This is a genomic window from Leucobacter sp. CX169, assembly GCF_017161405.1.
Lineage (GTDB): Bacteria > Actinomycetota > Actinomycetes > Actinomycetales > Microbacteriaceae > Cx-87.
In genome coordinates, this window is record NZ_CP071051.1 from 930,444 (window position 1) to 957,287 (window position 26,844).

The following is a 26,844-nucleotide window of genomic DNA, read 5'->3' on the forward strand; positions in this document are numbered from 1 at the left end:
CTATTTGACGAGCGGGATCTGCGTTGCTTCGGCAGCTTGCTCGATCGAGCCCAGGTTGGTGACGTGTTCGAAGCCCGCGGCCTCCATCTGGGCGACCGCCTGGCTCGAGCGATTTCCGGAGCGACAGTACACGACATACTCGGCTTCGGGGTCGAGGCTGGGCAGTGCCGCGGTGAACGCTCCGCTGGAGAAGTCAAGGAGTTCGGCGCCCGAAAGGTGTCCGGCGGCAAATTCCTCGGGAGTGCGTACGTCTAGCACCACCGTGTCGCTCGTGACCGCAACCGGTTCGGCTGGCGCGCTCGTGCACGCGGTCAATGCGGCAGTGATCGTGACCGCGCCGATGAGGGCGGTCACGATCGCCGAGACGCGGCGGCGTGGGGTGGAGCGTGCGGGGTGCATGCGGGGCCTAGCGCTCGCAGGCGCAGCGGTCGGCAACCGCGACGCCCTCGAGGGCGTCCTCGATGTGTTCGCCGCAGCCGGCCCAGGTCGGCTTCGAGCAGTTCTCGCAGGTGATTCGTGCGCACATAATGGATCCTTTTCAGTACGGGTGAGGGTGACGGGAAAGTAGAAGTTACTGGGCGGTCGCCTGCTGCGCGGCGATCTGGCGACGCACGTCGTCCATGTCGAGCGCGCGGGCACCGGCGATGAGCTCGTCGAGCTGCGCGGGCGGCAGCGCGCCGGCCTGCGAGAACACGCCGATGCCATCGCGGAAGACCATCAGCGTCGGGATCGACGTGATGCGGAAGCCGGCGGCGAGATCCTGCTCGGCCTCGGTGTCGACCGAGCCGAAGACGATGTCGGGGTTTGCCTCGGACGCGGCCTCGTAGGTCGGCGCGAACGCCTTGCAGGGGCCGCACCAGGCGGCCCAGAAGTCAACGAGGACGATGCCGTCGGCCGAGACCGTCTCGGCAAAGTTGGTGCTCGTGAGTTCGGTGGTGGCCATGGTGGATTCTCCTATCGGCGGAAGATTCGAGCGAAAAAGCCTGGGCGTTCGGCCCGGGCGGCGTCAATCTGCGCCTGGGTATGTGAGCCGCCGCACCAGTTTGACGCGGGAACGCTCATTTTTACCTGAGCGACATGCTGGCCGCAGCCGGCCCACGTGGTCTTCGTGCAGGTGCGGCAGGTGGTCGGGCGACACATGGGCGGTCCTCAATTCGGATCATTGGCTGAAAGGATACCCCCGGGGGTATCTCTGAAATCATACCCCAGGGGGTATCCTGGATGTCAAGCTCGTTCGATGAGAGGACTCCCATGACAGACGTAACTCCGAGTCAGTCGCTTCGTGACCAGGAGGCGCAGCGCAAGTTGGTGAACCGGTTGCGTCGTGCGCACGGGCAACTTGCGGCCGTCATTACCGCCGTTGAGAACGAGGCGCACTGCCGCGAGGTTGTGCAGCAGCTCTCAGCGGTGTCGAAGGCGCTCGATCGCGCCGGTTTCCTGGTGATTTCCCACGCGCTCCAGGAGTGCCTGAGCGATCCCGATGGCGAGAACGTCGCGCAGAAGGACGAGCTCGAGAAGTTGTTTCTCTCCCTGGCCTAGGGAGGCGATGCGGCTAGCGGGCGGCGCGCACCTCGGTGCCCTCGGGCAGGCCGGTGCGCTGCTGCAGGGCAGCCGTGCTGCGCCAGGTGCCGGCGGCGTCCGTTGCGAGGTTCAGGCCAGCGGCGACGACGGCCGCGTTCTGCACCTCGAGCTGCACGAGCGTGATGGCGGTCAGCAGGTGCTCGCCGGTGTCGGCGAGGGCGCGGGAGATTGCCGAGCGTGCGGCGACGCTCGCGGCGTCGGGGGCCGTGCCGCGCACCGCGGTGACGCCGCGGCCGTAGCTGACGTCGTCGCCCGAGAGTACCGTCGCCTCGAACGCGGGCGCGGCTGCGGGATCGGCCGACGCGGCCTCGCGCACCTCAACCCGCAGCTCGCTGCTGTTGGACGCCGGCGCGACCGAGAACGGAAGCGCACGGCCCGCCGGGGCGACGCCCGCGGGCTCGTTCGTGTGCTCATGCGGCGCCGACTGGCCGAATGTGAACTTCAGATTCATGGGGTCCTCTCCTGGCCGTCTGGCGCAGGTCAAGCCTATGCGCCCCCGCCTGGGCGAAACGCGACAGCGGGGCCCGGGCGTGTGCCCGGACCCCGCTGCGTGCAGAAGCGAATGCTTACGCGTTTGCCGCCAGTACGTCGGCGACGTTCGACGCAGCGAGCTGCGGGAACGCATCCGAGACGCCCTTGTTGGTGATGGCGCCCTCGTGTGCGTTGAGGCCCTTTGCGAGTGCCTCGTCAGCGCTGAGTGCCTTGACCCAGCCCTTGTCGGCGATCGCGACGACGTAGGGCATGGTGGCGTTGGTGAGGGCCGCGGTGGCGGTCTCGGGGACAGCGCCGGGCATGTTCGCTACGCAGTAGTAGATCGAGTTGTGCACCGGGAAGGTGGGGTTGTCGTGCGTGGTGGGCACCGAGTTCTCGAAGCAACCACCCTGGTCGATCGCGATGTCGACGAGCACGGAGCCCGGCTTCATTGCGGCAACCATCTCGTCGGTGACGAGCTTGGGGGCCTTCTCGCCCGGGATGAGGACCGAGCCGATCACGAGATCGGCGTCCTTCAGCGCCTCCGAGATGTTGTGCGCGTTCGACGTGCGGGTCTGGATGCCGCCGTTGAACTCGTCCTCAAGCTGCTTCAGGCGGGGGATCGCGATGTCGATGATCGTGACGTCCGAGCCCATGCCGTAGGCCACGCGTGCGGCCTGCTCGCCGGCAGCGCCGCCGCCGATGACGACGGTCTTCGCCTTGCGGGTCGCGGTCACGCCACCGAGGAGGACGCCACGGCCGCCGGCCGGCTTCATAAGCTGGTAGGCGCCGATCTGTGCCGACAGGCGGCCAGCAACCTCAGACATGGGGGCGAGCAGCGGCAGGCCGCGGTTCGCGAGCTGCACGGTCTCGTACGCGATGGCCGTGGTGCCCGATGCCAGTACGGCCTCGGTCAGCGTCTGGTCCGCGGCGAGGTGCAGGTAGGTGAAGAGGATCTGACCCTTGCGCAGCTTCGAGTACTCCGAAGCGATGGGCTCCTTGACCTTCAGGATCATGTCCGAGTCGGCCCAGACCTGGTCGGCCGTGTCGACGATCTTCGCACCGGCGGCGATGTACGCCGCATCGGTGATTGCTGAGCCGAGGCCGGCGCCGGCCTGTACGAGGACCTCGTGACCGCGGCGCGCGAGCTCGAAGACGCCCGCTTCCGTGATCGCGACGCGGTTCTCGTTGTTCTTGATCTCGGTGGGAATACCGACGCGCATGATGTGCTCCATCTAGATGAGTTGGGTTCAGACCCGGAAATCTGGGCGCCACAGTGGTGCCCCAAGCCGAATCTCATTGTGCAGCCTATTCGAGATGCGCGGAGAAACGTAGAATTAGCTTCGGATATCGTTGAAGACGGTTGTTGAAACCGCGTGAAGGGGTGGTTGCATGGGTGATCGGTCGAAGAATCTGCGAGGCGCCGAGGTGTTGGACGACGTCGACAGCGAAATTGTGGCTCTGTTGCAGTCGAACGGGCGCATGACGAACGCGGAGCTTGCCGAGCGCGTCGGGGTCGCCGCCTCGACCTGTGTCGCGCGCGTGCGCAGCCTGGTTTCGCGAGGTGTCATCACGGGCTTCGCGGCCCAGGTGGACCCGGTCGCGATGGGCATGAACCTGCAAGTGCTCGTGAGCGTCACTATCCGCTCGGGCGCGCGCCAGCGCATCCAAGAGCTCAGCGACGAGCTGCGCGGCCTCCCCGAGGTGCTCCAGCTGTTCTTCCTGGGCGGCGTCGAGGACTTCATCATTCACCTGGCCGCGCGCGATGCCGACCACGTGCGCGAGTTCGTGATGGACCACCTCTCGGTGCACCCCGCCGTCTCGTCGACGCGGACGAGCATTGTCTTCGCGCACCACGCGAACCCGGTGCGCTCGATCTAGAGTGGTCCGTATGACCCGTGCGCTTCTCATCGTCGATGTCCAGAATGATTTCACGGAGGGCGGGGCGCTCGGCGTGGACGGCGGGAACGCCGTTGCCGCGGGGGTGACCGAGCTGCTCCGCGGCAACCCTCGTTACGCCCTCGTCGCGGCGTCGCGCGACTGGCACGACGCGGACGGCGACAACGGCGGGCACTTCGCCGCCGCGGGCGAGGCCCCCGACTTCGCGGGCACCTGGCCGCGGCACTGCGTTGCCGGCACCGACGGCGCCGACTATCACCCGGCGATTGACGTTGACCGCATCGACGTGCATGTGCGCAAGGGCATGGGCGAGCCCGCGTACTCGGCGTTCGAGGGCGAAACGACATCGGGGGAGCGTCTGCAGGACGTGCTGGCCAAGGCTGGCGTGGACGAGCTCGACGTCGTCGGCATCGCGACCGACTACTGCGTGCGGGCCTCGGCGCTCGACGCGCTGCGGGCGGGCCTCAGCGTGCGCGTGCGCAGCGACCTCGTCGCGGGCGTCGCCCCCGAGAGCTCGGTCGCGGCGCTCAAGGAGATGGCGGCTGCCGGTATCACGATCGTCTAGGTCCACCGCTTTCGGGCAGGATCCTGCCGGATCGCTCGCACAGACGCCAGTGGCCCGCCGCTCAGTCGAGCGACGGGCCACCAGTGTTTCAGGGGAGGTTAGCCCTTGAAGGTTTCCCAGATCTTCGAGTAGTTCGAGAGCTCCTCGTTGTTGCACGGGGCGACCGGAAGCGCGAGCTTGTAGTCGGCGGGGATCGTGATGGCGGGGCTCGCGGCGAGCTCCGGGTCCATCAGTTCCTCGATGCCCGTGAGGCCCGAGCCGTACGCCTGGAAGTTCACGGCCACGGCCATGTTCTCCGGGTCCATCATCCAGTTCATGAACGTCTTCGCCTGATCGACGTTCTTCGCGCCGCTCGGGATGGTGAAGTTGTCCTGCCAGAGGGCGATGCCCTCGGTCGGGTAGACGTACTTGATCGCCGGGTTGTCGAGCGATGCGCGATACGCGGCGCCGTTCCAGATCATGGCCATGGCCTGCTCGCCACCCGCCATGCGCTCGAGAATGCCGTCGCTGTTGATGGTGGCGACCTTCGGCTTGAAGTCAACGAGCAGATCCTGCACGGCCTGCAGCTCGGCACCATCGGTGGTGCAGAACTCGCCGCCGGTGACGCGCATCGCGTTGTTGACGCCCTCGGTCATGTCGTTCATGATCCCGACCTTGCCTGCAGAAGCGGGCGGGTTGAAGTAGTCCGCCCACGAGGTCGGAGCCTCCGACTCAGGGATGACGTCCGAGTTGTACGCGAACGACGTCGTGCCGTACAGGTACGGGGTCGAGTACTGGCGGCCCTCGTCGAAGTAGACGTCGAGGAACTCGGGCTTGATGTTGCCGCCGTTCGGGAACTTCGAAGCATCGATCTTCATGAGCAGGCCCGACTCGGCGAGAATCTGCACCATGTAGTCGGAGGGGACGACGACGTCGTAGCCCGCCCCGTCAGAGGCGCGGAGCTTCGCTTCGAGGCTCTCGTTCGAGTCGTAGTAGTCGACGTTCAGCGTGATGCCGGTGTCTTCCTTGAACTTCGTGACGAGCTCTTCGGGGTAGTAGTCGCTCCACGTGTAGAGGTTGACTTCGCCGCTCGTTGCCTCGACGAACTCGGTCGAAGAGGCGCCTTCGCCCTCGCCCGCTCCGTCAGTGACGCCGCCGCCGCACGCGGTGAGGGCGAGCGTGCCGACCGCGACCGCCGCGATCACGGCGCCGCGGGTGCCTGATTTACGCATCATTTTTGCTCCTTCGTTGGGACTGTAGATAGGTAATGGTGGTGACAACAATGGCCAGTACGAGCAAGAGCGTCGCGACGACGTTGACGGCGGGGCTCGCGCCGCGCCGAATCATGCTGAACAGGTACACCGGCAGCGGGGTTGCGCCGGATGCGGAGAGGAAGTTGGAGATGATGAAGTCGTCGAGCGAGATCACGAATGCGAGGATCGCGCCCGAGATGATGCCGGGGGCGAGCAGCGGCAGCGTGATCCTGCGGAACATCTGGAAGGTCGACGCGCCGAGGTCGGTGGCCGCCTCGAAGTAGGTCGTGCCGAGCCCCTTGAGTCTGGCCCGCACGGGCATCAGCGCGAACGGGATGCAGAACGAGATGTGCGCGAGGATCAGCGCCATCATGCCGGGCGGCAGACCGATGATGCGGATGAAGCCGAGCGTCGCCACGGCGAGCACGATCTCGGGAATCACGAGCGGGGCGGTCAGGATCGCGACGGCGATGCCGCTGCCGTTGCGGTGCAGGCGCTCGACCGACACCGCGAACAGGATCGCGAAGATGGTCGAGACGAGCGTCGCGACGATCGCGATCTGCAACGAGACGCCGACGGACTTCAGCAGGTTTTCGTTCTCGAAGACGTAGGTGAACCAGCGGAGGCTGAAGCCCTTCCAGATCAGCGCCGAGTCGCCCTCGTTGAAGGCGTAGATCGTCGTGATGAGGATCGGGATGTACAGGAACACGATGCCGAGCACCGCGATCGGGCCGACGGCGGGGAAGTCCTGCAGGCGGAGCGCGCGCGGGGTGCGGCGACGGGCGGGCGCGGGCGCGGGAGCCGGCGCGGGCGGGGAAACCGTCGAGTTCGTCACAGTGAGATCTCCACTTTCTTGCCGGACTTCTTGGAGTAGAACCCGATGAAGGCGAGGGCGATCGCGAGCATGACCAGGATGATCACGGACAGCGCTGCGCCAAACGGCCAGTTCCGGGAGTCGCCGAACTGCGAGGCGATGAGGTTACCGATGAGCAGCACCTTGCCGCCGCCGAGCAGCACGGGCTGCACGTAGGAGCCGAACGCGGGCATGAACACGAGCAGCACGCCCGAGACGATGCCCGGCATGGCGACCGGCAACAGGATCCTGCGCACCACGGTGAGCTTGCGCGCCCCGAGATCGTAGGCCGCCTCGGCGAGCCGGAAGTCGAAGCCGGCGAGCGAGGAGTAGATCGGCAGCACCATGAACGGCAGGAAGGTGTAGATGAGGCCGAGCTGTGACGCGAAGGGCGTGTAGAGCAGCTCGGCGGGCTCGAGGCCGAAGAAGCCGCGGGTGTTGTTGATGATGCCGTTGTCGTTGAGGATGAGCATCCAGGCGTAGGTGCGCACGAGGAGGTTCGTCCAAAACGGCACGGTGACGAGCATGACGAGCAGGCTCTGCAGCTTGGGCTTCCGCGTCGCCATCCAGAGCGCGAGCGGGAACGACAGGGCGATGCAGACGATCGTCGTGACGGCCGCCTGCCAGAGCGAGTCGCCGAACACCTTGAGGTAGCGGGGGTCGAAGGCGGTATTGCCGACGAAGTCGGTCTGGAACAGGAAGTTCTTGTAGCCCTCGGTGGAGAACTCGTAGATCACGCCGCCGCCGGTGTCGGGGCGGCTGAGGAACGAGAACAGCACGATGATGACGAGCGGGCCGACCGTGAAGAGGGCGCCGATGATCAGGGCGGGCGTGCTGGCGAGCCAGTGCAGGCTGCCGGCGCGGGCCGGATCCTTCCGCCGTTTCGCCTGGACTGTGGCGGTCATGCCATCGACCCTTCGGGCATCATGGGGCGCAGGTTCTCGACGTCGGCGTAGAGCGGGATCGTGGCGCCGAGCTTGAGCAGCGCCTCGTCAAAGGGCGGCGGCACGCGGAGCGCGACGGTCATGCCCTCGGCGAGCTCGACCGTGATGCGCACGTCGGTGCCCATGTAGACGAGCGAGGTGATGCGGCCGGCCGCGACCGGGTCGCCCGTGCCGTGGATCGAGACGCGTTCGGGGCGCAGCGCCAGGGTGACCGTGCCGTCCGGGGTGGGGACGCGCTTGCGCAGCTCGACGGGGGTGCCGCCTGGCAGGGTGACCGTGATGGGTCCGTCACCCTCGCGCACCGCCGCGGTCTCGATGAAGGTCGTCTCGCCGATGAAGTCAGCCACGAAGCGGTTCACCGGCTTCTCGTAGATCTCCTCGGGGGTGCCGATCTGCACCGGCTTGCCCGACTTAAACACGGCGATGCGGTCGCCCATCGAGAGCGCCTCTTCCTGGTCGTGCGTGACGAACACGAAGGTGATGCCGGTGGTGCGCTGCAGGCGCTTGAGCTCGGCCTGCATGCCGCGGCGCAGCTTTAGGTCGAGGGCCGCGAGGGGCTCGTCGAGCAGGAGGACCTCGGGCTGCTTGGCGAGCGCGCGGGCGAGCGCGACGCGCTGCTGCTGGCCGCCCGAGAGCTGGGCGGGCTTCCGGCTCGCGTAGTCCGAGAGCTGCACGAGGGCGAGCATCTCGGTGACGCGCGCGTTGATCTCGTTGCGGGGGAGGCGCTCCATCTCGAGGCCGAACGCGATGTTCTGCGCGATCGTGAGGTGGGGGAACAGCGCGTAGGACTGGAACACCGTGTTGACCGGGCGCGCGTGCGGGGCGAGCTGATCGATCCGGCGGTTGCCGAGGGTGATCTGGCCGCCGTCGAGGCTCTCGAGGCCCGCGATCGAGCGCAGGAGCGTCGTCTTGCCGCAGCCCGAGGGGCCCAGCATGACGAAGAACTCGCCCTCCTTGATCGTGAACGACACGTCGTCGATCGCGTTCACTTCCTGCTTCTCAGGGGTGATGAACGTCTTACGGGCGCCCTCAATGCGGAGCTCGCGCGATGGCGAGTGCTCGGGATCGACCCGGTCTGAGCCGGAAATTGTCGGAACTGCGGTGGTCATCTGGGTGGCCGTCCTCTCGAACTCACCCAGGCATCGTTGCAAACTGGGTGACAATGCCCCAAGCTAATGGCATTAGATTTCAATCGCAAGTGGTACTGGCCATATGTGCACAAACGTGATCTGGCGTTTACACGGCCGAAACTTTCAACGTCGAATGGTGGAACCATGGTCGAACCCAGAACGTCCAGGCGCCCGCCGGGGCGCCCGAGAAGCCCTGCTCTGAGTGAGGAGTTGATTGGCGAGACCGCGTTGGCCCTCATCGACGCCCACGGCTGGGGCCGGCTGACGATGACGGCCCTCGCCGACGCCCTCGGCGTCCGGGCGCCCTCGCTCTACCACCACATCGCGGGGCAGAACGAGATCGTGCACCTCGTGCGTCGGCAGGTGGTGCGCAAGATCGCCGACCCGTCCATCGCGGAGTTGCCGTGGGAGAGCGCGGCGATGTCGTTCGGCGCCGCGTACTACCGGGCCTTCGCTCAGCACCCGCAGACCATTCAGGTCCTCAGCATGACGCCCATCGAGGACGATGAGACGTTCGCGATGTACGAAACGTTCCTGCGGGTGCTCAAGCGCGCCGGGTTCCGGGCGACGCCGGCGATCGACCTGCTCACGGGCATCGAGAACCTGGCCCTCGGCTTCGCATTCGAGCACAACGCCTCGGATCAGATGTTCGCAGCTGAGAAGGCCGACAGCTTCGGGGCACCCACCTTCGCCGACTTCATTCGCGAGCAGACCGAGGGCGGCTACGTCGCTGCCGAGGCGTTTGAGACCGTGCTGCGCCGCTTCGTTCGGATGTTCCTCGAAGAGGGGGACCTGGCGATGGCGCAGGTGTCGAGTGGGCAGGATCCTGCCTGAGCGCCTGCGCGAACACCCGGCTGTGGTGCGCGGCTCGCGCTAGCGACCGCCGTCGGTGAGGACGCCGTCCTCGTCGCTCCACACCGTGGCGCCCGGGTGGAAGGTGACGCCGCCGAACGTAACGGGAACGTCGGCTTCGCCCTCGCCCGTCTTGGTTGACTTCATGGGGTTCGACCCGAGCGCCTTCACGCCGATGGGCAGCGTGCTGATGGCGACGCGGTCGCGGATGACGCCGTGCACGATGAGGCCCGTCCAGCCGTTGTCGACCGCGAGGCCGGCGATGATGTCGCCGACGAGTGCCGACTCGAGCGCGCCGCCGCCGTCAATCACGAGCACAGCGCCCTCGCCGGGCGTTGACAGGATCGACTTAAGCAGGGCGTTGTCGCGGTAGCAGCGGACCGTGCGAATGGGGCCGGTGAACTGCGTGTATGCGCCGAAGTTCGCGAGCGGCAGTGACAGAGACTGCAGCTCGGTACCGTGTTCGTCGATGAGGTCGGCGGTGCTGACGTTGTGCATCGGAATCCTTTGCTTGGGGACACAGCGATCCTAACCACAGCCGCCGACAAGTGCCCGGGAGGGGCGGGATCCGCCGCAACTCGGCGCAACGTGGGGGCTGCGCGCTTAGTGCGCTGCCGGCGGAGCGAGCCGGGACTCTTGGGCGTCGAGGGCGAGTTCGGCGGCCCGCAGCGCGTCCGAGCTGTACTCGCCGATCGCCCGCTCCTCGTGCAGGGCCGCCCGCTGCGCGTCGAGCACCGCGCGCGAGAGTCGGAGGAACGCTTGCGTCTCGGACTCCGCTTCGTCCCGGTTCGCCTCCTCGCCGTCGGCGAGCGACGGGGTGAGCGCCGCGATCGCGTTGTGCGTGCTGACGCGCACCCGCTCGACGACGTGCGGCGAGAGCGGCCGGTGCTGGGGGTTCTCCGCGACGAGCTCGGCATTGCGCTCGACGGCGTACTCGAGGGCGGCGACGCCCTCCGCGTACAGGTCGTCGGCGAGCGACGTCACCTCGGCCGCGCGCTCGTCGGCGGAGGGACCGCTGGGGCGCAGCACGCGGATGACCGCGGGCAGCGTGAGGCCGTGCAAGAGCAGGGTGATCACCGCGACGAAAAAGGCGATGAGCACTATCTGGGGGCGAAACGGCACCGAGACGGGAATCGACTGCGCCGCGGCGAGGGTGACCACGCCGCGCATGCCGCTCCAGCCGAGGGTGAGCGCCCCGCGCCAGTCGAGCCCCTGGCTCTTCGCGTGAGTGAGGTCGGCCTCGGTGCGCCGGGCCATCCGCTCGGCGCGGCGCACGCGCTCGGCGTGGCGCTCGGCCTTCGGCTCGGGCACCCGGGCGTCGCGCGCCCGGGCCACGAAGTGGCGCAGGCCGGACGCGCGCGCCTCGTACTTCGCGAGCGTGCGGCGCAGCGACCACAGCATCGGGACGAGAAAGCCCATGCGGCACAGGATCAGCACGGCGACGACGCCGACAGCGATGAGGGCGGAATGCGCGAGCGTCACCTCGCTCGCGCCGATCTGGTCGACGATCGAGTGCAGCTGCAGCCCCATCACGAGGAACACGCCGTTCTCGATCACGAACTGCACGGTGCGCCAGTTCAGGCGCTCGTTGATGCGGGCGGTGGCGGTGAACTTCCGCGTCGCGAAGTGGCCGGAGAGGAGGCCGGCGACGACGACCGCGAGCACGCCCGAGGCGCCCAACGCCTCGGTCGGCACGAACGCGATGAAGGGGACCGTGAACGAGATCGCGGTGTCGTGGATCGGGTTCGTGAGCTTCGAACGCAGCCAGACGGTCACCATGCCGATGACGGCGCCGATCAGGATCGCGACGACGACCGCGTAGACGAACTCGTTCGCGGCGTCCCAGAACACGAAGGTGCCGGCCGTCGCGGCGATCGCGGTGCGCAGCAGTACGAGGGAGGTGGCGTCGTTGACGAGGCTCTCGCCCTCCAAAATGGTCACGAGCCGAGGGGGCATGCCGAGGCGCTTGCCGATCGCGGTGGCGGCAACGGCGTCGGTCGGCGCGACCACGGCGCCGAGAGCGATCGCGGCGGGCAGCGGAATCGACGGCACGACGAGGTGCAGCAGCCCGCCGACGGCGAGGGCCGACAGCAGCACGAGGACCACCGAGAGGCCCATGATGGGGCCGGCGTTTCGCCGGAAGTCCATGATCGGCACGTTGACGGCCGCCGAATAGAGCAGCGGTGGCAGCACCCCGAGCAGGATGATCTCGGGGTCAAGCTCGACCGCGGGCACCCCCGGGATATAGCTGATGAGCGTACCGACCACGACGAGGATCAGCGGGGCCGCGACCCCGATGCGGCGGGCCAGCATGGACACGCCGACGATCAGGATGAGGCCGACGACCGCGAGCAGGGCGAATTCCATGGCCCCAGGGTATCGGGGCCCGCGCCGGTCCTAGCTGTCGGGGTCTTCGCGGTCGGCGTCGCCGAGGGTCAGCTCGGCCGGCGTCTCGTGGAACGCGCCCCACGCGGCGGCGGACGGCGCAAGCGACGCCGCGTCGAACGCGCGCCCCGGGAAGGGCGTCGCCTCGATCCTGGCGGATTTCTTCAGGAGCCTGCGCTGCCAGGTGCCCGTGACGCGGCCCGCCTCGACGACGGTGCCGCGGAAGACGCCGTTGCGACCGGGCACGATGCGCTCGAAATGTTCGGGGTCGAGCATCGCGGCCCGCTCCGTGTACCCGAGCAGGTACTCGTCGAACCCGGGCAGCAACAGCGCACGCGCATCGGCGGCCGGGTCGGCGGCGGGGGTATCGAGCAGCGCAGGATCCGCCCAGTGCCGGGTCGGGCCTGGGGACGTGCCCGTTCCCGCAGACACCTCGATGTCGACGGGCGCCAGGCGGCCGGCGTCGTGCGCGGCGGCGATGGCCCGGCGGCTCTCGCGGATGGTGAGGCCAGTCCACCAGGCGAGGTCCTTTTCGAGCACGGGGCCGCGGCCCAGTGCGAAGCGCGCGGCGAGCTCGGCGAGTGCCTCGTCGCCCTCGAGCGGGCGGGGGGAAGTGATCCACTCCTCGGCGAGGACGAGCAGCGGCTCGTCGTCGTCGACGGGGCCCTGCACCAGGATCTGGTTCTGGCAGAGCCACCAGATCACGTGGTAGCGCCAGGGGCCGGGCACGTCGATGCCCGCGTGCTGCCAGGCATCGACGAGGCCGGAGCGGCTGAGCCGCATTCCGCCCGTGAGCTCGGCGATCGCAACGTCCGTCATGCGGGCGAGCGAGTCGTCGTCGAGCCCGATCGTGTCGCGGCGCTTCGGGGCGCCGGGGAGGATGCGGTGGTTGGTGGCCGCCTGCATCCACCCGATGTCCTCGGCCGCCACCACGTGGATGGTGCCGCGCATCGGCCACGACCGGACGAGACGGCCGTCGGCGAAGGCGCCGTGCAGGTCTGCGAGGGTGGTGCCGGGCGCGCGGACGCCGAGGGCCCAGCGCGCGGCGTTCCAGTCCTGCCCCTGCATGGCGAGCAGGGTGCTCGCGACGGCGGCGATGCGATCGGGTCCGGATTCTGTGCCAGCCGCGCCCTGCCCCTGCCCCAGCCCGAGCGCGCGCAGGCGCCAGCCGAGCAGGTCGCTCGCGCTCGCCCGCGGCGCGGCTGGCGCGGTCATCAGAAGCGGGCCCGCATGTAGGGGCCGGGCCGGAAGTCGTCGGCATTGTCGGCGCGCAGCTCGTACGCCCAGGCGAGGGCCAGGTGCGGGTTCGCGAGCATCGCGCGGCCCACGAACACGACGTCGGCCTGGCCCGTGACGAGAATGGTCTCGGCCTGCGCGGCGGAGGTGATCATGCCGACGGCGCCGACGGGGAGGCCGGCCTCGCGCACCTTCGCCGCGAGCATGGTCTGGTACGACGGCCCGACCGGGATCTTGGCGGGGATGTTCGCGCCCGAGGACACGTCGATAAAGTCGGCGCCGTCCTCGATGAGCCAGCCCACGAGCTGCTTCGAGTCCTCGATGCCGAAGCCGCCGTCGGTCCACTCGGTCGCCGAGATGCGCACGAGGATCGGCAGCTCGGGCTGCTCGGCGCGGATGCCGCGGACGACCTCGCGCAAGAGGCGGGCCCGGTTCTCGGGGGAGCCGCCGTACTCGTCGGTGCGCTCGTTGCTCAGCGGGGAGAGGAAGGAGTGGAGGATGTAGCCGTGCGCGCCGTGCAGCTCGACGACGTCGCAGCCCGCGCGGGCTGCTCGTGCGGCGGCGGCGATGAAGGCCTGCACGATGTCCTTGACCTCGGCGGTCTCGAGGGCGCGCGGCTCGCGTAGCCCGGGGAAGGCGATGGCCGACGGGCCCACGGTCTCCCAACCCTCGGTCGGCGCTTCGGGCGTGCTCAGCGGGATCGACCCGTCGGGCTGGCCGGGCAGCATACGGTACAGCGAGGCCTTCCGGCCCGCGTGGGCGAGCTGGATGCCGAACTTCGCGCCGTGCGAGTGCACGACCTTGGCGACGTGGGCGAACGCCGCCTCCTGCTCGTCGTTCCAGAGGCCGAGGCAGCCGGGGCTGATGCGGCCCTCGGGCACGACTCCCGTCGCCTCGGCGAGCACGAGGCCCGCGCCGCCGCGGCCGAAGGCGCCGAGGTGGACGACATGCCAATCGTTCGGCACGCCCTCGGTGGCGGAGTACTGACACATGGGCGAGACCCAGACGCGGTTACGGACTTCGACGTCACGCAGGCGGATCGGGCTGAAGAGATTCGGTTTGCTCACAGCGCGAGTCTAGGGAACACCACCGACGCGACGAAGCATGTCGGTGGCGTGTGACACGCTTATTACGTCCAGATCGCTTCGGGGGCACCCAGAACCAAGTGGATCCGCGAAATCATTAGGGAAACGAGCCGATATGCGCCTGCTGCACACCTCGGACTGGCACCTCGGCAGAAGCTTCCACGGCCACCCGACGGTGCCGCAGCTGCGCGAGGTGCTCGCGGAGCTACCGAAGCTGGTGCGCGAGCATGAGGTCGACGCGGTGCTCGTCGCGGGCGACGTGTTTGACCACGCGGCGCCGGCGGCCGATCTCTACGCGGTGCTCGCCGAGGTGATCCGCGGCATCCGCGAGGCCGGCGCCGTCGTCGTGCTCTCGAGCGGCAACCATGACAACGCGAGCCGGCTCGGGTTCCAGGCCGAGTGGGCGGCGCTGGGCGGTGTGCACGTGCTCGCGGCGCCCGACGCGTTCCGGCGGCCCGTGCGGCTCACCGACGAGCACGGCACGGTCGACATCTATGGCATCCCGTACCTCGAACCGATGCTGCAGCGCGGCCTCTACCCGGGCGAGGCGCTGCGCGAGCACCACACGCTGCTCGCTCGTGTGACGGGCGAGATCGCCGAGCTGCGTGCGGCTCGAGGGGGTCGTGCGGTCGCGATGGCGCACTGCTTTGCGGTGGCGACGGCAGTGGACGACAACGGGCAGGATCCTGCCGTCGCCGAGGCGGCCGCGGGGCTGCAGCGCGACGTCACCTCGGGCGGGCTCGACCTCGTGCCCGCGTCGGTGTTCGCAGGGTTCGACTACGCCGCGCTCGGCCACATCCACGGCAGGCAGCGCCTCGCCGAGGGCATTCGCTACAGCGGCGCCCCGCTGCACCTCTCCTTCGCTGAGGCGGGCAAGCCGCGCGGGGTGTGGCTCGTCGAGCTCGGGGCGGCGGGCCTCGACGCGGTGACCTGGCTCGATCTGCCGGTGCCCCGGCCGCTCGCTCGGCTGCGCGGCACGCTCGAGGGCGTGCTCGCCGACCCGGCCCACGCGCCACACGAGCAGGATTGGGTGCAGGTGACGCTCACCGACCCCGTTCGCCCGATCGACGCGATGCGCCGCCTGCGCGAGCGCTTCCCGTTCTGCGCCCAGCTGGAGTTCGCGCCCGAGGGGGCGCCGGCGAAGTCGACGCGCAGCTACGCGGCCCGGGTGGAGCGCCGCCCAGATATCGAAGTCGTCGACGAGTTCCTGCAGCACGTGCGCGCGGGCGAGGGCGCGAGCGCCGAGGAGCGCGCCTTGTTGGCCGAGGTGCTCGCTGCCGCCGGGGCGGCCGGAAGTGCCGGCACCGAAGTGAAGGGCAACTGACATGCGGGTACTCCGCCTCGAGATCACCGGCTTCGGGCCGTTCCACCGCACGCAGACACTCGACTTCGAGCGGGCGGCGAGCGACGGGATCCTGCTGATCGGCGGGCGTACCGGGGCGGGCAAGTCGAGCGTGCTCGACGCGATCAGCTTCGCGCTGTACGGCGCCGTGCCGCGATACGACGGCGACGCGAAGCGGGTGCGCAGCGACCACTGCGGTCCCGACGACGAGACCTCGGTCGTGCTCGAGTTCGAGATGTCGGGGGAGCGGTACCGCGTGCGGCGCACGCCCGACTGGGAGCGGCCGAAGCGCCGCGGGGCCGGCACCACGACGCAGAAGGGCGAGGCCGAGCTCTGGCGCTTCGACGAGGCGGCCGGCGAGTGGGACGGGGTCGCCGCGCGGCCCACCGACGTGGCGGCCGAGCTGGCGCCCGTGCTCGCGCTCAACCACGACCAGTTCCTACAGGTCATCCTGCTCGCGCAGAACCGCTTCCAGCGCTTCCTGCACGCGAAGGACTCCGAGCGCCAGGCGCTGCTGCGCACCCTGTTCGCGAGCCAGCGCTTCGACAGGATCGAACAGGATCTCGCCGCCCGCCGCAAGACCGCAGAGCAAGCGCACGGCACGGCCGAGAGCCTCGTCGCGGGGCTGCTCGAGCAGGCCGAGGCGCGGGTGGCGGGGGTCTGGGGCGATAGTGACGGCGTTCTCGATCCCGGCGCAGATGTGGCTGAGGCCACCGAGCCCGCCGCCGTATTGCCGCTTCCGACCGGCCCAGCTGCCCGCCGCGAGGCGTTGGGTGTCGCGGCCGAGCGTCTGCGCGCCGTGGCGACGAACCGCCAGGCAGAGGCGGACGCCGCGCTCGCCGCAGACGAGGCCGCCGAGTCCGAGCTGCAGTCCGCCCGCCACCTGCTGCACCGCCAGCTGCGCCTCCGCGCGGCCCGGCGCGACGAACTCACGCTCGACGAGACCGCCGAGGCCATCGCCCAAGATCGCGCCCGCCGCGACGCCGCCGAGCGCGCCGCGCGCGTGGCCGATACCGTCCGCCGTGAGGCCGCCGCGATGGCTGCCCGATCGACCGCGGACGACGAGCTGACCGTCCAGGCGACCGCGCTCGACGCCGCCCGCGAGGCGGCGGGGGAGCACGCGCTCGACGGGCTCGTCGAGGGGGAGACACAGCCTGCTACCGTCACCGCCGAGCAGGCCCACGCCGCCACCGGGGCGCTCTCGGCGCTCGTCACCCGTGAGGGCGCGCTCGCGCTGCGCGACGCCCAGATCGAGGCGCTTGAGGCCGCCCACACCGCGGCGGAGGCTTTGCTCGCCGAGACCCGCGAGCGGGCGGCCCAGCTGCCGACCCAGCTCGCCGAAGCAGAACAGGCCGAGCAGGCGGCACTGACCGCGAGCGCGCCCCGCGCCGAACTGGCCGCGGCGCTCGAACGCGCAGAGTCTGCCCGCGCCGCTGCCACCCGAGTGGTCGCGATTGAGGCGAAGCTCGAAGCTCTCCGCGGCGAGACGAGCGCCGCCGCCGACCGTGCGGCCCTCGCGCTCGACGCGTACCGCGACCTCCTCGCGCGGCGCCGGGCGGGCGCCGCGGGCATCCTCGCGGACGAGCTGAAGCCCGGCGAGCCGTGCGCGGTGTGCGGCTCGACGGAGCACCCGGACCCCGCGAGCCCCGACGCGGCCGACCCGGCGACAACCGACGCCGACGCCCCCGACCTCTCGGAGGCCGCGCTGGCAGTCGCCGAGGCCGCCACTGACGCCACCCGCGACGCCCTCGATCGGGCCCGCGCGGCCGAGGCGCTCGCTGCCACCGAGCTCGCCACTGCCCGCACCGAAGGCGGGGGCCGCGACGCCGAGGCCGCCGAGCAACTCGTCAGAGAAGCGCACGCCGCGCACGCCGCCGCCCAGGCCGCGGCCGACGAACTTCCCGCCCGCCAGGCCGAGACCGCGCGGCTGCGCGCCGAGCGCGAGTCGGCCGACGAGTCCATCCGGCTCGCGGCCGAGGCCCTCGCGGCGGCAGCCGCCAGCGCGCAGGCCGCCCGCGCCGAGCGAGACGCCGAGGCGACGACTCTCGAAAAAGCGCGCGGCACCTTCGGCAGCCTCACCGCCCGCCGCGACGCGGTCGCCGCGCTCGCCCAGGCCCTCGACCGGCACGCCGCCGCCACGAGTGCCGCGACCCGCTCGGCCGAAGCCGAGGCCACGGCCAGACAAGAGGCCACTGCGGCCCTGGCTACCCACGGCTTCGCCACCCCGGCCGAAGCGCGGGACGCGGAGCTGCACGAGCCCGAGCTTGCCGAGCTCACCGACACCATCAAGAAATACGACGCCGAGCGGCAGCGCATCGACGGCGTGCTCGCCGAGCCCGAGTTGCAAGATGTCCCGGCCGACCGTGCGCCGATCGTCGCAGCCGAAGCCCGACAGCAGCTCGCCCGGGAGCACTCCCGCGCGGCCGCGAAGGCCGACGCCGATGCCACGCACGAGGCCGACGAGCTCGACGAGTTGCTGGCCCGGGTCGACGCCCAGCTCGCAGAGAGCGCGGCGGGAGCCGAGGCGCTCGCGCTGATCCGGAACCTCGCGGGCAGCGTTGAAGGGAAAGACCCGAACACGCGGCGCATGCGGCTTGAGGTGTTCGTGCTCGCGGCGAGGCTCGAGGCGATCATCGAGGCCGCGAACCGGCGCCTGAGCGCCATGGTCGGCGGCCGTTACACGCTCGAACACGACGACAGTCTGCAGGCGCGCGGGCGCCAGTCCGGGCTCGGGCTGCGCGTGCTCGACGAGTACACTGGGCGCCCGCGCAGCACCGAGTCGCTCTCGGGCGGCGAGACCTTCCTCGCCTCGCTCGCCCTCGCGCTCGGCCTCGCCGACGTCGTGACGGCAGAGGCAGGCGGCATCACGCTCGACACGATCTTCATCGACGAGGGCTTCGGCTCGCTCGACCCCGACGCGCTCGGTCAGGCGATGGCGATCCTGGACAGTTTGCGCGAGGGCGGGCGCACCGTCGCCCTCATTAGTCACGTCGCGGAAATGAAAGAGCAAATCCCGGCCAGAATAGAGGTGGTCGTAGACAGTTCTGGTGCGAGTCGCATCGAGTACGACGACACGGGTGGCACAGATCGGGCCCCCGGGAAGGACACCCCCTCATGACGCTCGGCGAACTGCTCGACCAGCACGCAGACGAAGACTTCGGCGGCACGCTCGGCGACCCCGACGCGATCTTCGCGGCGTTCGAGGAGTGGGCGTGGGAAGAGAAGGCGCTGCGCCTCTACCCCGCGCAGGAAGAGGCGGTGCTCGAGATCGCCTTCGGCAGCAACGTCATCCTCGCGACCCCGACCGGTACCGGGAAGTCGCTCGTCGCCCTCGGCGCGCACTTTGTCGCCCTGGCCGAGGGGCGCCGCACCGTCTACACCGCACCCATCAAGGCCTTGGTCAGCGAAAAGTTCTTCGACCTCGTCGCCGTGTTTGGCGCCGAGAAGGTCGGCATGATCACGGGCGACAGCTCGATCAACCCCGACGCCCCCATCATCTGCTGCACTGCCGAGATTCTTGCGAACCTCGCGTTGCGCGACCGCGACACCGGCGGCATTACGCAGGTCGTCATGGACGAGTTCCATTTCTACGCAGAGCCGGATCGCGGCTGGGCGTGGCAGGTGCCGCTGCTCATGATGAAGGACACGCAGTTCCTCCTCATGTCGGCGACGCTCGGCGACGTTGACGACCTCGCGGACGACATCAGCCGCCGTACCGGGCGATCGACCGCGAACATCTCGGGAGTCGAGCGGCCCGTCCCGCTCGCGTTCACCTACGCCGTGACGCCCGCGCACGAGACCGTCGAGAAGTTGCTCGAGGACGGCCAGGCGCCGGTGTACATCGTGCACTTCGCGCAGGCCGCGGCGGTGGAGCGGGCGCAGGCGCTCTCGAGCATCCGTGTCGTCACGCGCGAGCAGCGCGACGAGATCGCCGACGCGATCGGCACCTTCCGCTTCGCCACCGGCTTTGGGCAGACGCTGTCGCGCCTCGTCCGCGCCGGCATCGGCGTGCACCACGCGGGCATGCTGCCCCGCTACCGACGCCTCGTCGAAACGCTCGCCCAGCGCGGCCTGCTGCGCGTCATCTGCGGCACCGACACCCTCGGCGTCGGTATCAACGTGCCCATTCGCACGGTCATGCTCACGGCCCTCACGAAGTACGACGGCGAGCGCATGCGCCAGCTCACCGCCCGCGAGTTCCACCAGATCGCGGGTCGCGCGGGCCGCGCCGGCTACGACACCGAGGGCGACATCGTCGTGCTCGCGCCCGAGCACGAGATCGAGAACGTGAAGCTCGCGGCGAAGGCGGCCGCCAAGGCCGATGGTAAGGCGGGTGGAAAGAAGGCCAAGCCGGCCAAGAAGAAGTCGGCGCCGCAGGGCTTCGTCTCGTGGAGCGAGTCGAGCATGGAACGCCTGATCGGCGCCCAGCCCGAGGCGCTCGTGAGCCGCATGAAGATCACGCACTCGATGGTGCTCTCGGTCATCGCCCGTGGCGAGCGGCACGAGGGGGAGGCGCTCGCGACGATGCGCGAGCTCATCTTCGACAATCACGAGCCGCGCGCGCGCCAGTACGCGCACGCCCGCACCGCGATCGACATCTTCAAGACGCTGCGCCGCGGCGGCATCGTCGACCTGGTCGAGGAGCGCGGGCAGCACCTGCTGCGTCTCACTGTCGAGCTGCAGGCGAACTTCGCGCTGAACCAGCCGCTGTCGCCCTTCGCGCTCGCGGCGATCGAGCTGCTCGAGCCCGAGAGCGAGACCTACGCGCTCGACGTCATCTCGGTGATCGAGGCGACACTCGAGGATCCTCGCGCGATCGTGCGGGCCCAGGAACACAAGGCGCGCGGCGAGGCGATCGGCGCGATGAAGGCCGAGGGCATCGAGTACGACGAGCGCATGGAGCGGGTCGAGCTCATCACCTACCCCAAGCCGCTCGAGGAGCTGCTCGGAGAGGCGTTCGAGGCGTACACGGCCGAGGTGCCGTGGGCGCGGGACTACGCACTGCGCCCCAAGAGCGTCGTGCGCGACATGGTCGAGCGGGCCTTCAACTTCCGCGACCTCGTCTCGTACTACGAGCTGAGCCGCGTCGAGGGCACCGTGCTGCGCTATCTCTCGGACGCGTTCCGCGCGATCGAGCGCACCGTGCCCGTCGAGAAGAAGACGGAGGAGCTCGAGGACCTCATCGAGTGGCTCGGCGAGCTCGTGCGCCAGGTCGACTCGAGCCTGCTCGACGAGTGGGAGTCGCTCGCGCACCCCGACCCCGAGGCGCACGAGAAGGCCGCGCACGAGCTGCCGCCGCCCTCCCGCAGCGTGCTCGCGAACGAGCGCGCGTTCATCGTCATGCTGCGCAACGCCCTGTTCCGCCGCGTGCAGGCCGCATCGCACGAGTACTACCGCGAGCTCGCCGAGCTCGACTCGGGCTTCGGCTTCACCGAGGACGACTGGCGCGACGCGCTCGATAAGTACTTCGATGAGTACGACTCGATCGCGATTGACGCGACCGCGCGCTCACCCAAGCTGCTCGAGATCGACCGCGGCGAGCCGGGTGCGAACGTATGGAAGTTCCGTCAGGTCCTGCAGGATCCCGAAGGCGACCACGACTGGTCGATTCGCGGCATCGTCGACCTCGACGAGTCGGAAGAGGCCGGTCAGCCGGTCGTCATTGTGCAGGAGGTCGGGCCGCACGGCGGCTAGTGGGGCATTTGCTCGTCAACGCTTCGGCGCCGTTGAGCGCTCTTCATCCCTGACGGTGGCCTGCGGCTGCCGCGGTTTCCGGCCCTGCGGGCTGGAAACCTTGCCCTCGGGTCGATTGGTTGCGTTCGCTCGGCAGGTTGCGCCCTCGGATCAGGGTGCTGCTCGCCGTCGAGCTTGCGCAAGGTGCTGCTTCAAATCATCTGAAGCGACCGATCGCCCAAGCTCGACGAGGGCGAGCTTAGGGCGGCTGTGGGGAGTCGCCCTAGTTTGCTGCGATCGGGCGCGTCAGTAGGCGCAGGACCTTGCGGAAGCCGAGCGATTCGAGCGCCTCGGGCCAGCCCGCGTCGGTCTCGCTATCGAGCGCGATGAGCGCCGAGGTCGCGCCCGCTGCGGCGAACGGTGCGAGCGCCGCCTCAAGAGCTGCGGCATCGGCCTCGACGTCGTATTCCGGCTGGCCGACGACCAAGACATCAGAGGTGAGCCACGTGTCGTCGGGGCCGTCCTCGAGCGCGAGGGCGAACAGTGCTTCTTCGTCATCGAGGTGCTCGTCGAGCAGCTCGCCCAGGCGATCCTCGTTGGTCTTACGCTCGCCCACGGCTGGTCCGCCTGCGGGTGCGAGGCGCAGCCAGGTCTCACCGCGCTCGACGAAGCCAGCGTGCTCGTAGAAGGCATCCGCCGATTCATTGCCGGTCATGACCTCGAGGGCGGACTCGGCTGCTTCCCAGCGCTCGGACGCCTCAGTCTCGACCGCGGCGAGCAGTAGGGTCCCGATGCCCTGCCCGCGCGTTTCAGGCAGCAGGACCAGGCTCTCGATGGTGACGATCGAGCGCTCGTCGTCCTCGTCGATCGGGTCGTCCTCGTACGCGAGCGCGTAGCCCGAGGGGACCCCGGCGGTGTGGGCGACGATGGCGAAGGCGGTGTGATCCTTGAAGATCTGTTCGTAGTGCGCGAAGCGCAGCGGCCAGCTCTCCTCGCGGGGACGCACGGCGAGGCCGGCGTCACCGTTCTCGTGGTGATGGTCGTAGAGCGCCTCCCAGAGCGGCTGCACGATGGGCAGCAACTCGATGCCGCCCATCTTCAGTTCGACCTCGGGCTGGGCAGGTGAGTTCGTGGGGAGATCGTCTTCGCGCATGGGATTGAGTGTATCGCCGAGGCGGAGGAGAAGGCCGGGTGGCGCGGGCCCGGGCCCGCCGGTGAGCGGGATGGCGGCGCGACGGCAGACCTCTGTGGTGCAGCGGCTATCCTGTGCAGCGACTATCCCGTGCGGCGGCGGCGCAGCGCGTCGAGCCCCGGCGGCCGCGTCGGCGGTCGCACTGATCGCCAGCCACGGCCGGAGTCGATCCACGGCGGGGCAAGCACCTCGGGCAACCCGTCTCTCATGCGTACTTCCCACCCGTTCGATCTGAGGGATCGGTGGTGATACCAGCACAGGGTGGCTCCGTTGTCGGTATGAGTAGATCCGCCTTTGGCGTGCTCGGTCACGTGGTGAACTTCGCACCAGGAAGCGGGGACGCTGCAGCCGGGAATGATGCAGCCGCCGTCGCGCATCGCGATCACGCGGCGCTGATGGGCGGTGAAGATGCGTTGGGAGTTCCCGAGCTCGATGACGCGGCCGTCGCTGTTCTGCACGACCCGGTGCACGCTGCCAGCGCAGCTGGCGTGAGCAACGCCGTCGATTGAAATCGGGGTGACCTCGCCGTCGTGCCCGTGCAACCAACCGAACCCGTGCTTCGCTGTGAGCTGTTCCTCTTCGACCTGGATGAGCACGGTGACCGCGGCCCCGCCCAGCGTCGGGATGCTGTCCTGCTGGCTCGCGGCCTGCGCGATCGCGGCGAACGCATCGTGTCGCCGCTGGCCGGGTGTGCGGCGATCGGCAGGGGCGAAGTCATCGGCGTCGCCGTCTGAATCGTCGGAGGGGTCGACCGGGACGAAGCGAACCGAACTCCCGCCGGAAAGGGCGGGCGTGCCGGCAATTGATGGCGGAGTGGTGAGTGCGGATTCAGCCGTGGCGATGGCGGTGGCGGTGGCAGTGACGCCGCTGTCGGTGGCGGTAGGGCCACCGGCCTCGCGAGTGCGCGGCGAATTGATCGCGTCGAACATGCGGCCCACGAGCGCTGCGACCTCCGGCGCCACCGCGCCCCGAATCGGCACGAGACCGTTCTTCTCGTGGCCGAAGCTGATGAAGCGATGCATCTGCTGCTGGTCGAAACGGGGCTCGGGGCCGTCCTGGTCGAGAACCGCGACCCACGGCCGGCACATCGTCCGGATGTCGTCCGCGTGCGCCGCCGACACGGCGGCCTGGCCGCCCGGCGGCGTCGTGCCGCAGGCCGCGGCAACCAGGCACTGCTCGGCATGCGAGACATCCTCGGCACTAACGTGGCCGGGGAGCACACCCAGCCCGCGCGTAATGATCTCGGCGCTCTCGATGCAGATCGCGTGCGAGGCGAGCGCCGCGGCGACCGCGGGAAACTTCGGTGGGACGGTGCTGCCCGAGAACCCCAGCTGAGCGCGCGTCACGCGGGCGAGCGCGAACCGCTTTGTCGCTGTGCCGGCCGACACCAAGGCAAGGCGCCGCAGGAGCTCGGTCGCGTTGTGGCAGCCGTGCCGGAACGCGAGGGAACCCGAGCCGAAGTCGTTTCGCGCTCGATGGTCTACCTCGCCCGCGAGCTCGACGCGCAGAGCGTCCACCTGCCGTCCCAAGGCCTCCACTTGCTGGGTGAGCGCAACGATCTCGCGGTCCGTCTTGAGCCCCAGTCTGTCGCCGACCGCCTCAGAAAGCGCCGCGGCGGCTCGAATGAGCAGCGCCTGCGAGACGATTTCGGGGGTGTCGTCGTCGACACCGGAAGCGGTGAGTGCCATACCCTATTCTCTCATGAATAGAAGAAAAATTCGATGTAGAGTCGCAACAAGGTGGGAATATATCTTCGAGAAAGCGAAGGCATCCAACGGCCGCCACCAACCCGCTCAGTCGGCAGGCCGCTCAACTTCCTCGATATCCTGATCCCGCAGCTGTACCTGCTCTATTCTGGGCTCATCTGCTCGGCGAAATGCCGGGCGACGCCGGGCGCTGCCCCGGCAGCACAGGTGACACCAGCTGGGCGAACACCAAGCGAGAGGCGATCGAGCGATGACCGACCACACCCAGGGCGCAGAAGCCCTCACCCGTGACGAACTGTTGGCCATCGCCGACCACACGCTGCTCGCCAGCGACACGACGCCGGCGCAGCTCGATGCCTTCCTCGACGCCGCACGCGAGCTCGGTGTCAAGCGCGTCTGCATCAGCCCCTCCCTTCTGCCCGTCGACAAGCGCGGGCTCGAGATCGTCACGGTCGTCGGCTTCCCCTCCGGAGCCCACCACGCCGAGGTCAAGGCCTTCGAGGCCGCCCGCGCGGTAAAGGAGGGCGCCGACGAGATCGACATGGTTGTGAACCTCGGGCTCGTGCGCGCCGGCAACTTCGCCGCGGTCCAAGACGAGGTGCGTGCGGTGCGCAACGCGACCGAGGGGCACGTGCTCAAGGTCATTCTCGAGACCGCGGCGCTCTCGGACATCGAGATCGTCCTGGCGAGCCGCGCCGCCGAGGGCGGGGGAGCGGACTTCGTCAAGTCCTCCACCGGCTTCCACCCCGCGGGTGGCGCGAGCGTGGCGGCCGTCCGCATCATGTCCGACACCGTCGGCGGGCGCCTCGGCGTCAAGGCCTCGGGCGGCGTGCGCACAGCCGCTGCGGTGCGCGAGCTCTACGCGGCCGGCGCGACCCGGTTTGGCCTGTCGGGCACGGCCGCGATCGCTGCAGAGCTCGATGCTGACGAGAACGGTGCGGGCGATGGCGGCGGGCAGGATCCTGCCGGTGCAATCGGGGCCAGCGAGACCGGCGGGGCTGGTGCCGCCGATACCGCCGCCCAGAGCGGCGGGTACTAGCGCCATGCGCCTCGGAGTCATCGACGTCGGGTCGAACACCGTCCATCTGCTGATCGTCGATGCGCACGCCGGCGCGAGCCCCGTGCCGTACCACTCGCAGCGGTCGACGCTGCGGCTCATGCGCTACCTCGACGCCGACGGGGCGATTAGTGAGATCGGGATCCGGCTGATCATCTCGTCGATCCAGGAGGCGGTCACGACTGTCAACGAGATCGGTGTCGACGACCTCATTCCCACAGCGACCTCGGCCATTCGCGAGGCGACCAACGGTGAGGAGGTGCTCGCGCGCATCGCCCGCGAGACCGGAGTCACGCTGCGGGTGCTGTCGGGCGAGGACGAGGCGCGCATCACGATGCTCGCCGTGCGGCGCTGGCTCGGCTGGTCGGCGGGGGAGATCCTGCTGTTCGATATCGGTGGCGGCTCGTTCGAGATTGCGCAGGGGGCCGACGAGTACCCCGATGTGCAGGTCTCGCTGCCGCTCGGTGCCGGGCGCTCGACGATCAACTACCTGCCGGAGGATCCGCCCACCCGCGAGGCCGTCTCGGCGCTCCGCGCGCACGCCCGCGAGGAGTTCACGAAGGTGCGCGATGAGATGTTCGCCGACCGCCCGCGGCCCAAGCGCGTCGTGGGGACGTCGAAGACGATCCGCTCGCTCGCGCGGCTGGTCGGCGGTCCGGCGGATCCTGAAACTGGGGACCTCGCGCCGCTGCACTATGCGGGCCTGCGCGACTGGGAGCCGACGCTGCGCGAGATGCCGTCGACTGTGCGCCAATACCTGCCCGGGATTACGCCTGAGCGCGGGTACCAGGTGCTCGCGGGCGCGATCGTGCTGCGCACCGCGATGAAGGTGTTTGACGTGTCGACGCTGACCATCTCGCCGTGGGCGCTGCGCGAGGGCATTGTGCTGCGCTACATCGACGCCCTTGATTCGCCGGGTGCTGAGCCCATCTCTGAACCTGAAGCCGAACTCGAACTGGAGTCCTACTCATGATCCGTTTTCTCTGGCACGTCCTCGTGCAGGTTGTCCTCGCTGCGGCAGCGCTGCTGATCGCCGGCTGGCTGATTGATGGGGTGGAGTTGCATGTCGGCGGCTTCTTCGTCGCGGTCGGGGTGTTTGCGCTCGCGCAGTCGCTGCTCGGCCCGTTCGTGTTCAACATGGCGCGCCAGTACGCCTCTGCTGTGCTCGGCGGCATCGGCATCGTCACGACGTTCCTGGCGCTCTGGATCGCGACGCTCTTCCCGGGCGGGCTGCAGATCTCGGGCGTATCCGCGTGGATCGCGACGCCCGTCATCGTCTGGGTGATCACGGCACTCGGCACCTGGATCTTGATGGGGCTGATCATCGAGAAAAAGCTCGCGGCGAAGGCGGAGATGAAGCGAGTCGCTCGCGCGCTCGAGAAGAAGTAGGGGCGGCACGCCCGGAATCTGCGTTCCGGGCGCCCGTTTTGAGTTCTCCCGTGGGCATGAGGTAGAGTTACATCTCGGTGCTACTGATCCGAAACGGTCTGAAGCCCTTGGGGTATGGTGTAATTGGCAACACGGCTGATTCTGGTTCAGTTGTTCTTGGTTCGAGTCCAGGTACCCCAGCTTTGAGAGAAGACCCCGATCTTAGATCGGGGTTTTCTTGTTTTTGCGGGCGGTTGGAGCCTCAGTTACTGA

24 protein-coding genes and 1 tRNA gene are annotated in these 26,844 nt (G+C 69.2%); 11 read left to right on the top strand and 14 right to left on the bottom strand.

Annotated features, from left to right (window positions below; all coding sequences use genetic code 11):
- Together JW030_RS04140 and trxA are read right to left on the bottom strand one after the other, a co-directional pair.
- Positions 1–399, bottom strand: coding sequence for a rhodanese-like domain-containing protein (locus JW030_RS04140; RefSeq protein WP_188044580.1), 399 nt, complete (start codon positions 397–399; stop codon positions 1–3).
- Positions 400–571: 172 nt separating this feature from the next.
- Positions 572–943, bottom strand: coding sequence for a thioredoxin (gene trxA, locus JW030_RS04145; protein ID WP_188044579.1), 372 nt, complete (start codon positions 941–943; stop codon positions 572–574).
- A 308-nt stretch (positions 944–1,251) separates the two neighbouring features.
- On the opposite strand from trxA, the gene JW030_RS04150 reads away from it, so the two are divergent.
- A complete protein-coding gene (locus tag JW030_RS04150) occupies positions 1,252–1,539 on the top strand; it encodes a metal-sensitive transcriptional regulator (RefSeq protein ID WP_188044578.1) in 288 nt (95 codons plus the stop codon).
- Positions 1,540–1,552: 13 nt separating this feature from the next.
- Here JW030_RS04150 and JW030_RS04155 read toward each other — a convergent pair whose 3' ends face one another.
- Positions 1,553–2,032: a hypothetical protein gene (locus JW030_RS04155; RefSeq protein ID WP_188044577.1), complete on the bottom strand. Its 480-nt coding sequence runs from the start codon at positions 2,030–2,032 to the stop codon at positions 1,553–1,555.
- 115 nt (positions 2,033–2,147) lie between these two features.
- A complete protein-coding gene (gene ald, locus JW030_RS04160) occupies positions 2,148–3,275 on the bottom strand; it encodes an alanine dehydrogenase (protein WP_188044576.1) in 1,128 nt (375 codons plus the stop codon).
- Positions 3,276–3,444: 169 nt separating this feature from the next.
- Here ald and JW030_RS04165 point away from each other — a divergent pair, with 169 nt between their 5' ends.
- Positions 3,445–3,933 carry an Lrp/AsnC family transcriptional regulator gene (locus JW030_RS04165; protein ID WP_188044575.1) on the top strand — a complete coding sequence of 163 codons (489 nt, stop codon included), beginning with the start codon at positions 3,445–3,447 and terminating at the stop codon, positions 3,931–3,933.
- Positions 3,934–3,943: 10 nt separating this feature from the next.
- Entirely contained in the window at positions 3,944–4,516 is a 573-nt protein-coding gene (locus JW030_RS04170; protein ID WP_188044574.1) for an isochorismatase family protein, read from the top strand.
- 98 nt (positions 4,517–4,614) lie between these two features.
- Here the strand turns inward: JW030_RS04170 and JW030_RS04175 are convergent, their stop codons facing one another.
- Genes JW030_RS04175 through JW030_RS04190 form a run of 4 tightly spaced genes read right to left on the bottom strand, consistent with a single transcriptional unit; the run spans position 4,615 to position 8,654 of the window.
- A complete protein-coding gene (locus JW030_RS04175; protein ID WP_188044573.1) occupies positions 4,615–5,730 on the bottom strand; it encodes an extracellular solute-binding protein in 1,116 nt (371 codons plus the stop codon).
- A complete protein-coding gene (locus JW030_RS04180; protein WP_188044572.1) occupies positions 5,720–6,583 on the bottom strand; it encodes an ABC transporter permease in 864 nt (287 codons plus the stop codon). The genes JW030_RS04175 and JW030_RS04180 overlap by 11 nt, the downstream gene beginning before the upstream one ends.
- Entirely contained in the window at positions 6,580–7,506 is a 927-nt protein-coding gene (locus JW030_RS04185) for an ABC transporter permease (RefSeq protein WP_188044571.1), read from the bottom strand. Before JW030_RS04185 ends, JW030_RS04180 begins: the two co-directional genes overlap by 4 nt.
- Entirely contained in the window at positions 7,503–8,654 is a 1,152-nt protein-coding gene (locus tag JW030_RS04190; protein WP_188044570.1) for an ABC transporter ATP-binding protein, read from the bottom strand. The genes JW030_RS04185 and JW030_RS04190 overlap by 4 nt, the downstream gene beginning before the upstream one ends.
- Positions 8,655–8,885: 231 nt before the next feature.
- Between JW030_RS04190 and JW030_RS04195 the strand changes: the two genes are divergently transcribed.
- On the top strand, positions 8,886–9,509 hold the full coding sequence (locus JW030_RS04195) for a TetR/AcrR family transcriptional regulator (protein WP_188044569.1): 624 nt from the start codon (positions 8,886–8,888) through the stop codon (positions 9,507–9,509).
- Between the two features lie 39 nt (positions 9,510–9,548).
- Here JW030_RS04195 and rraA read toward each other — a convergent pair whose 3' ends face one another.
- The 4 genes from rraA to JW030_RS04215 all read right to left on the bottom strand — a co-directional run bounded on the left by rraA (position 9,549) and on the right by JW030_RS04215 (position 14,215).
- Positions 9,549–10,025: a ribonuclease E activity regulator RraA gene (rraA, locus tag JW030_RS04200; RefSeq protein WP_188044568.1), complete on the bottom strand. Its 477-nt coding sequence runs from the start codon at positions 10,023–10,025 to the stop codon at positions 9,549–9,551.
- Between the two features lie 105 nt (positions 10,026–10,130).
- Positions 10,131–11,894, bottom strand: coding sequence for a sodium:proton antiporter (locus tag JW030_RS04205; protein ID WP_188044567.1), 1,764 nt, complete (start codon positions 11,892–11,894; stop codon positions 10,131–10,133).
- A gap of 30 nt (positions 11,895–11,924) precedes the next feature.
- Positions 11,925–13,127 (bottom strand): winged helix DNA-binding domain-containing protein, encoded by a 1,203-nt coding sequence (locus tag JW030_RS04210; RefSeq protein WP_188044566.1) that lies wholly within the window; start codon positions 13,125–13,127, stop codon positions 11,925–11,927.
- Positions 13,127–14,215 (bottom strand): NADH:flavin oxidoreductase/NADH oxidase, encoded by a 1,089-nt coding sequence (locus JW030_RS04215; protein ID WP_188044565.1) that lies wholly within the window; start codon positions 14,213–14,215, stop codon positions 13,127–13,129. Before JW030_RS04215 ends, JW030_RS04210 begins: the two co-directional genes overlap by 1 nt.
- Positions 14,216–14,348: 133 nt before the next feature.
- Between JW030_RS04215 and JW030_RS04220 the strand changes: the two genes are divergently transcribed.
- From JW030_RS04220 to JW030_RS04230, 3 genes are read left to right on the top strand one after another with little or no spacing between them, the layout of a single operon-like run.
- The gene (locus tag JW030_RS04220; protein WP_188044564.1) at positions 14,349–15,557 is read left to right on the top strand and encodes an exonuclease SbcCD subunit D; all 1,209 of its coding nucleotides are present in this window, start codon (positions 14,349–14,351) and stop codon (positions 15,555–15,557) included.
- A gap of 1 nt (position 15,558) precedes the next feature.
- Positions 15,559–18,693 carry an AAA family ATPase gene (locus JW030_RS04225; RefSeq protein WP_188044563.1) on the top strand — a complete coding sequence of 1,045 codons (3,135 nt, stop codon included), beginning with the start codon at positions 15,559–15,561 and terminating at the stop codon, positions 18,691–18,693.
- Positions 18,690–21,269 (top strand): RNA helicase, encoded by a 2,580-nt coding sequence (locus JW030_RS04230; protein ID WP_188044562.1) that lies wholly within the window; start codon positions 18,690–18,692, stop codon positions 21,267–21,269. Before JW030_RS04225 ends, JW030_RS04230 begins: the two co-directional genes overlap by 4 nt.
- A gap of 262 nt (positions 21,270–21,531) precedes the next feature.
- On the opposite strand, the gene JW030_RS04235 is transcribed toward JW030_RS04230, so the two are convergent.
- A complete protein-coding gene (locus JW030_RS04235) occupies positions 21,532–22,401 on the bottom strand; it encodes an N-acetyltransferase (protein ID WP_188044561.1) in 870 nt (289 codons plus the stop codon).
- Between the two features lie 122 nt (positions 22,402–22,523).
- Positions 22,524–24,128, bottom strand: a complete 1,605-nt coding sequence (locus JW030_RS04240; protein WP_188044560.1) for an HNH endonuclease signature motif containing protein — start codon at positions 24,126–24,128, stop codon at positions 22,524–22,526.
- Between the two features lie 268 nt (positions 24,129–24,396).
- On the opposite strand from JW030_RS04240, the gene deoC reads away from it, so the two are divergent.
- The 4 genes from deoC (at position 24,397) to JW030_RS04260 (ending at position 26,772) form a co-directional block, all read left to right on the top strand.
- Positions 24,397–25,185, top strand: a complete 789-nt coding sequence (gene deoC, locus JW030_RS04245; RefSeq protein WP_188044559.1) for a deoxyribose-phosphate aldolase — start codon at positions 24,397–24,399, stop codon at positions 25,183–25,185.
- A gap of 4 nt (positions 25,186–25,189) precedes the next feature.
- Positions 25,190–26,176 carry a Ppx/GppA phosphatase family protein gene (locus JW030_RS04250; protein WP_188044558.1) on the top strand — a complete coding sequence of 329 codons (987 nt, stop codon included), beginning with the start codon at positions 25,190–25,192 and terminating at the stop codon, positions 26,174–26,176.
- Entirely contained in the window at positions 26,173–26,592 is a 420-nt protein-coding gene (locus JW030_RS04255; protein ID WP_188044557.1) for a phage holin family protein, read from the top strand. Before JW030_RS04250 ends, JW030_RS04255 begins: the two co-directional genes overlap by 4 nt.
- Positions 26,593–26,700: 108 nt before the next feature.
- Positions 26,701–26,772, top strand: a tRNA-Gln gene (locus tag JW030_RS04260).
- Positions 26,773–26,844 lie beyond the last annotated feature (72 nt).

What these genes read in the sequence shown, in the direction of transcription:
- JW030_RS04235 (WP_188044561.1), bottom strand. Translation starts at nt 22,401, where the DNA reads ATGCGCGAAGACGATCTCCCCACGAACTCACCTGCCCAGCCCGAGGTC.
- JW030_RS04240 (WP_188044560.1), bottom strand. Translation starts at nt 24,128, where the DNA reads ATGGCACTCACCGCTTCCGGTGTCGACGACGACACCCCCGAAATCGTC.
- JW030_RS04220 (WP_188044564.1), top strand. Translation starts at nt 14,349, where the DNA reads ATGCGCCTGCTGCACACCTCGGACTGGCACCTCGGCAGAAGCTTCCAC.
- JW030_RS04175 (WP_188044573.1), bottom strand. Translation starts at nt 5,730, where the DNA reads ATGATGCGTAAATCAGGCACCCGCGGCGCCGTGATCGCGGCGGTCGCG.
- JW030_RS04140 (WP_188044580.1), bottom strand. Translation starts at nt 399, where the DNA reads ATGCACCCCGCACGCTCCACCCCACGCCGCCGCGTCTCGGCGATCGTG.
- JW030_RS04155 (WP_188044577.1), bottom strand. Translation starts at nt 2,032, where the DNA reads ATGAATCTGAAGTTCACATTCGGCCAGTCGGCGCCGCATGAGCACACG.
- JW030_RS04165 (WP_188044575.1), top strand. Translation starts at nt 3,445, where the DNA reads ATGGGTGATCGGTCGAAGAATCTGCGAGGCGCCGAGGTGTTGGACGAC.
- JW030_RS04170 (WP_188044574.1), top strand. Translation starts at nt 3,944, where the DNA reads ATGACCCGTGCGCTTCTCATCGTCGATGTCCAGAATGATTTCACGGAG.
- JW030_RS04225 (WP_188044563.1), top strand. Translation starts at nt 15,559, where the DNA reads ATGCGGGTACTCCGCCTCGAGATCACCGGCTTCGGGCCGTTCCACCGC.
- JW030_RS04150 (WP_188044578.1), top strand. Translation starts at nt 1,252, where the DNA reads ATGACAGACGTAACTCCGAGTCAGTCGCTTCGTGACCAGGAGGCGCAG.
- ald (WP_188044576.1), bottom strand. Translation starts at nt 3,275, where the DNA reads ATGCGCGTCGGTATTCCCACCGAGATCAAGAACAACGAGAACCGCGTC.
- JW030_RS04255 (WP_188044557.1), top strand. Translation starts at nt 26,173, where the DNA reads ATGATCCGTTTTCTCTGGCACGTCCTCGTGCAGGTTGTCCTCGCTGCG.
- JW030_RS04185 (WP_188044571.1), bottom strand. Translation starts at nt 7,506, where the DNA reads ATGACCGCCACAGTCCAGGCGAAACGGCGGAAGGATCCGGCCCGCGCC.
- JW030_RS04205 (WP_188044567.1), bottom strand. Translation starts at nt 11,894, where the DNA reads ATGGAATTCGCCCTGCTCGCGGTCGTCGGCCTCATCCTGATCGTCGGC.
- JW030_RS04190 (WP_188044570.1), bottom strand. Translation starts at nt 8,654, where the DNA reads ATGACCACCGCAGTTCCGACAATTTCCGGCTCAGACCGGGTCGATCCC.
- trxA (WP_188044579.1), bottom strand. Translation starts at nt 943, where the DNA reads ATGGCCACCACCGAACTCACGAGCACCAACTTTGCCGAGACGGTCTCG.
- JW030_RS04250 (WP_188044558.1), top strand. Translation starts at nt 25,190, where the DNA reads ATGCGCCTCGGAGTCATCGACGTCGGGTCGAACACCGTCCATCTGCTG.
- JW030_RS04210 (WP_188044566.1), bottom strand. Translation starts at nt 13,127, where the DNA reads ATGACCGCGCCAGCCGCGCCGCGGGCGAGCGCGAGCGACCTGCTCGGC.
- deoC (WP_188044559.1), top strand. Translation starts at nt 24,397, where the DNA reads ATGACCGACCACACCCAGGGCGCAGAAGCCCTCACCCGTGACGAACTG.
- JW030_RS04230 (WP_188044562.1), top strand. Translation starts at nt 18,690, where the DNA reads ATGACGCTCGGCGAACTGCTCGACCAGCACGCAGACGAAGACTTCGGC.
- rraA (WP_188044568.1), bottom strand. Translation starts at nt 10,025, where the DNA reads ATGCACAACGTCAGCACCGCCGACCTCATCGACGAACACGGTACCGAG.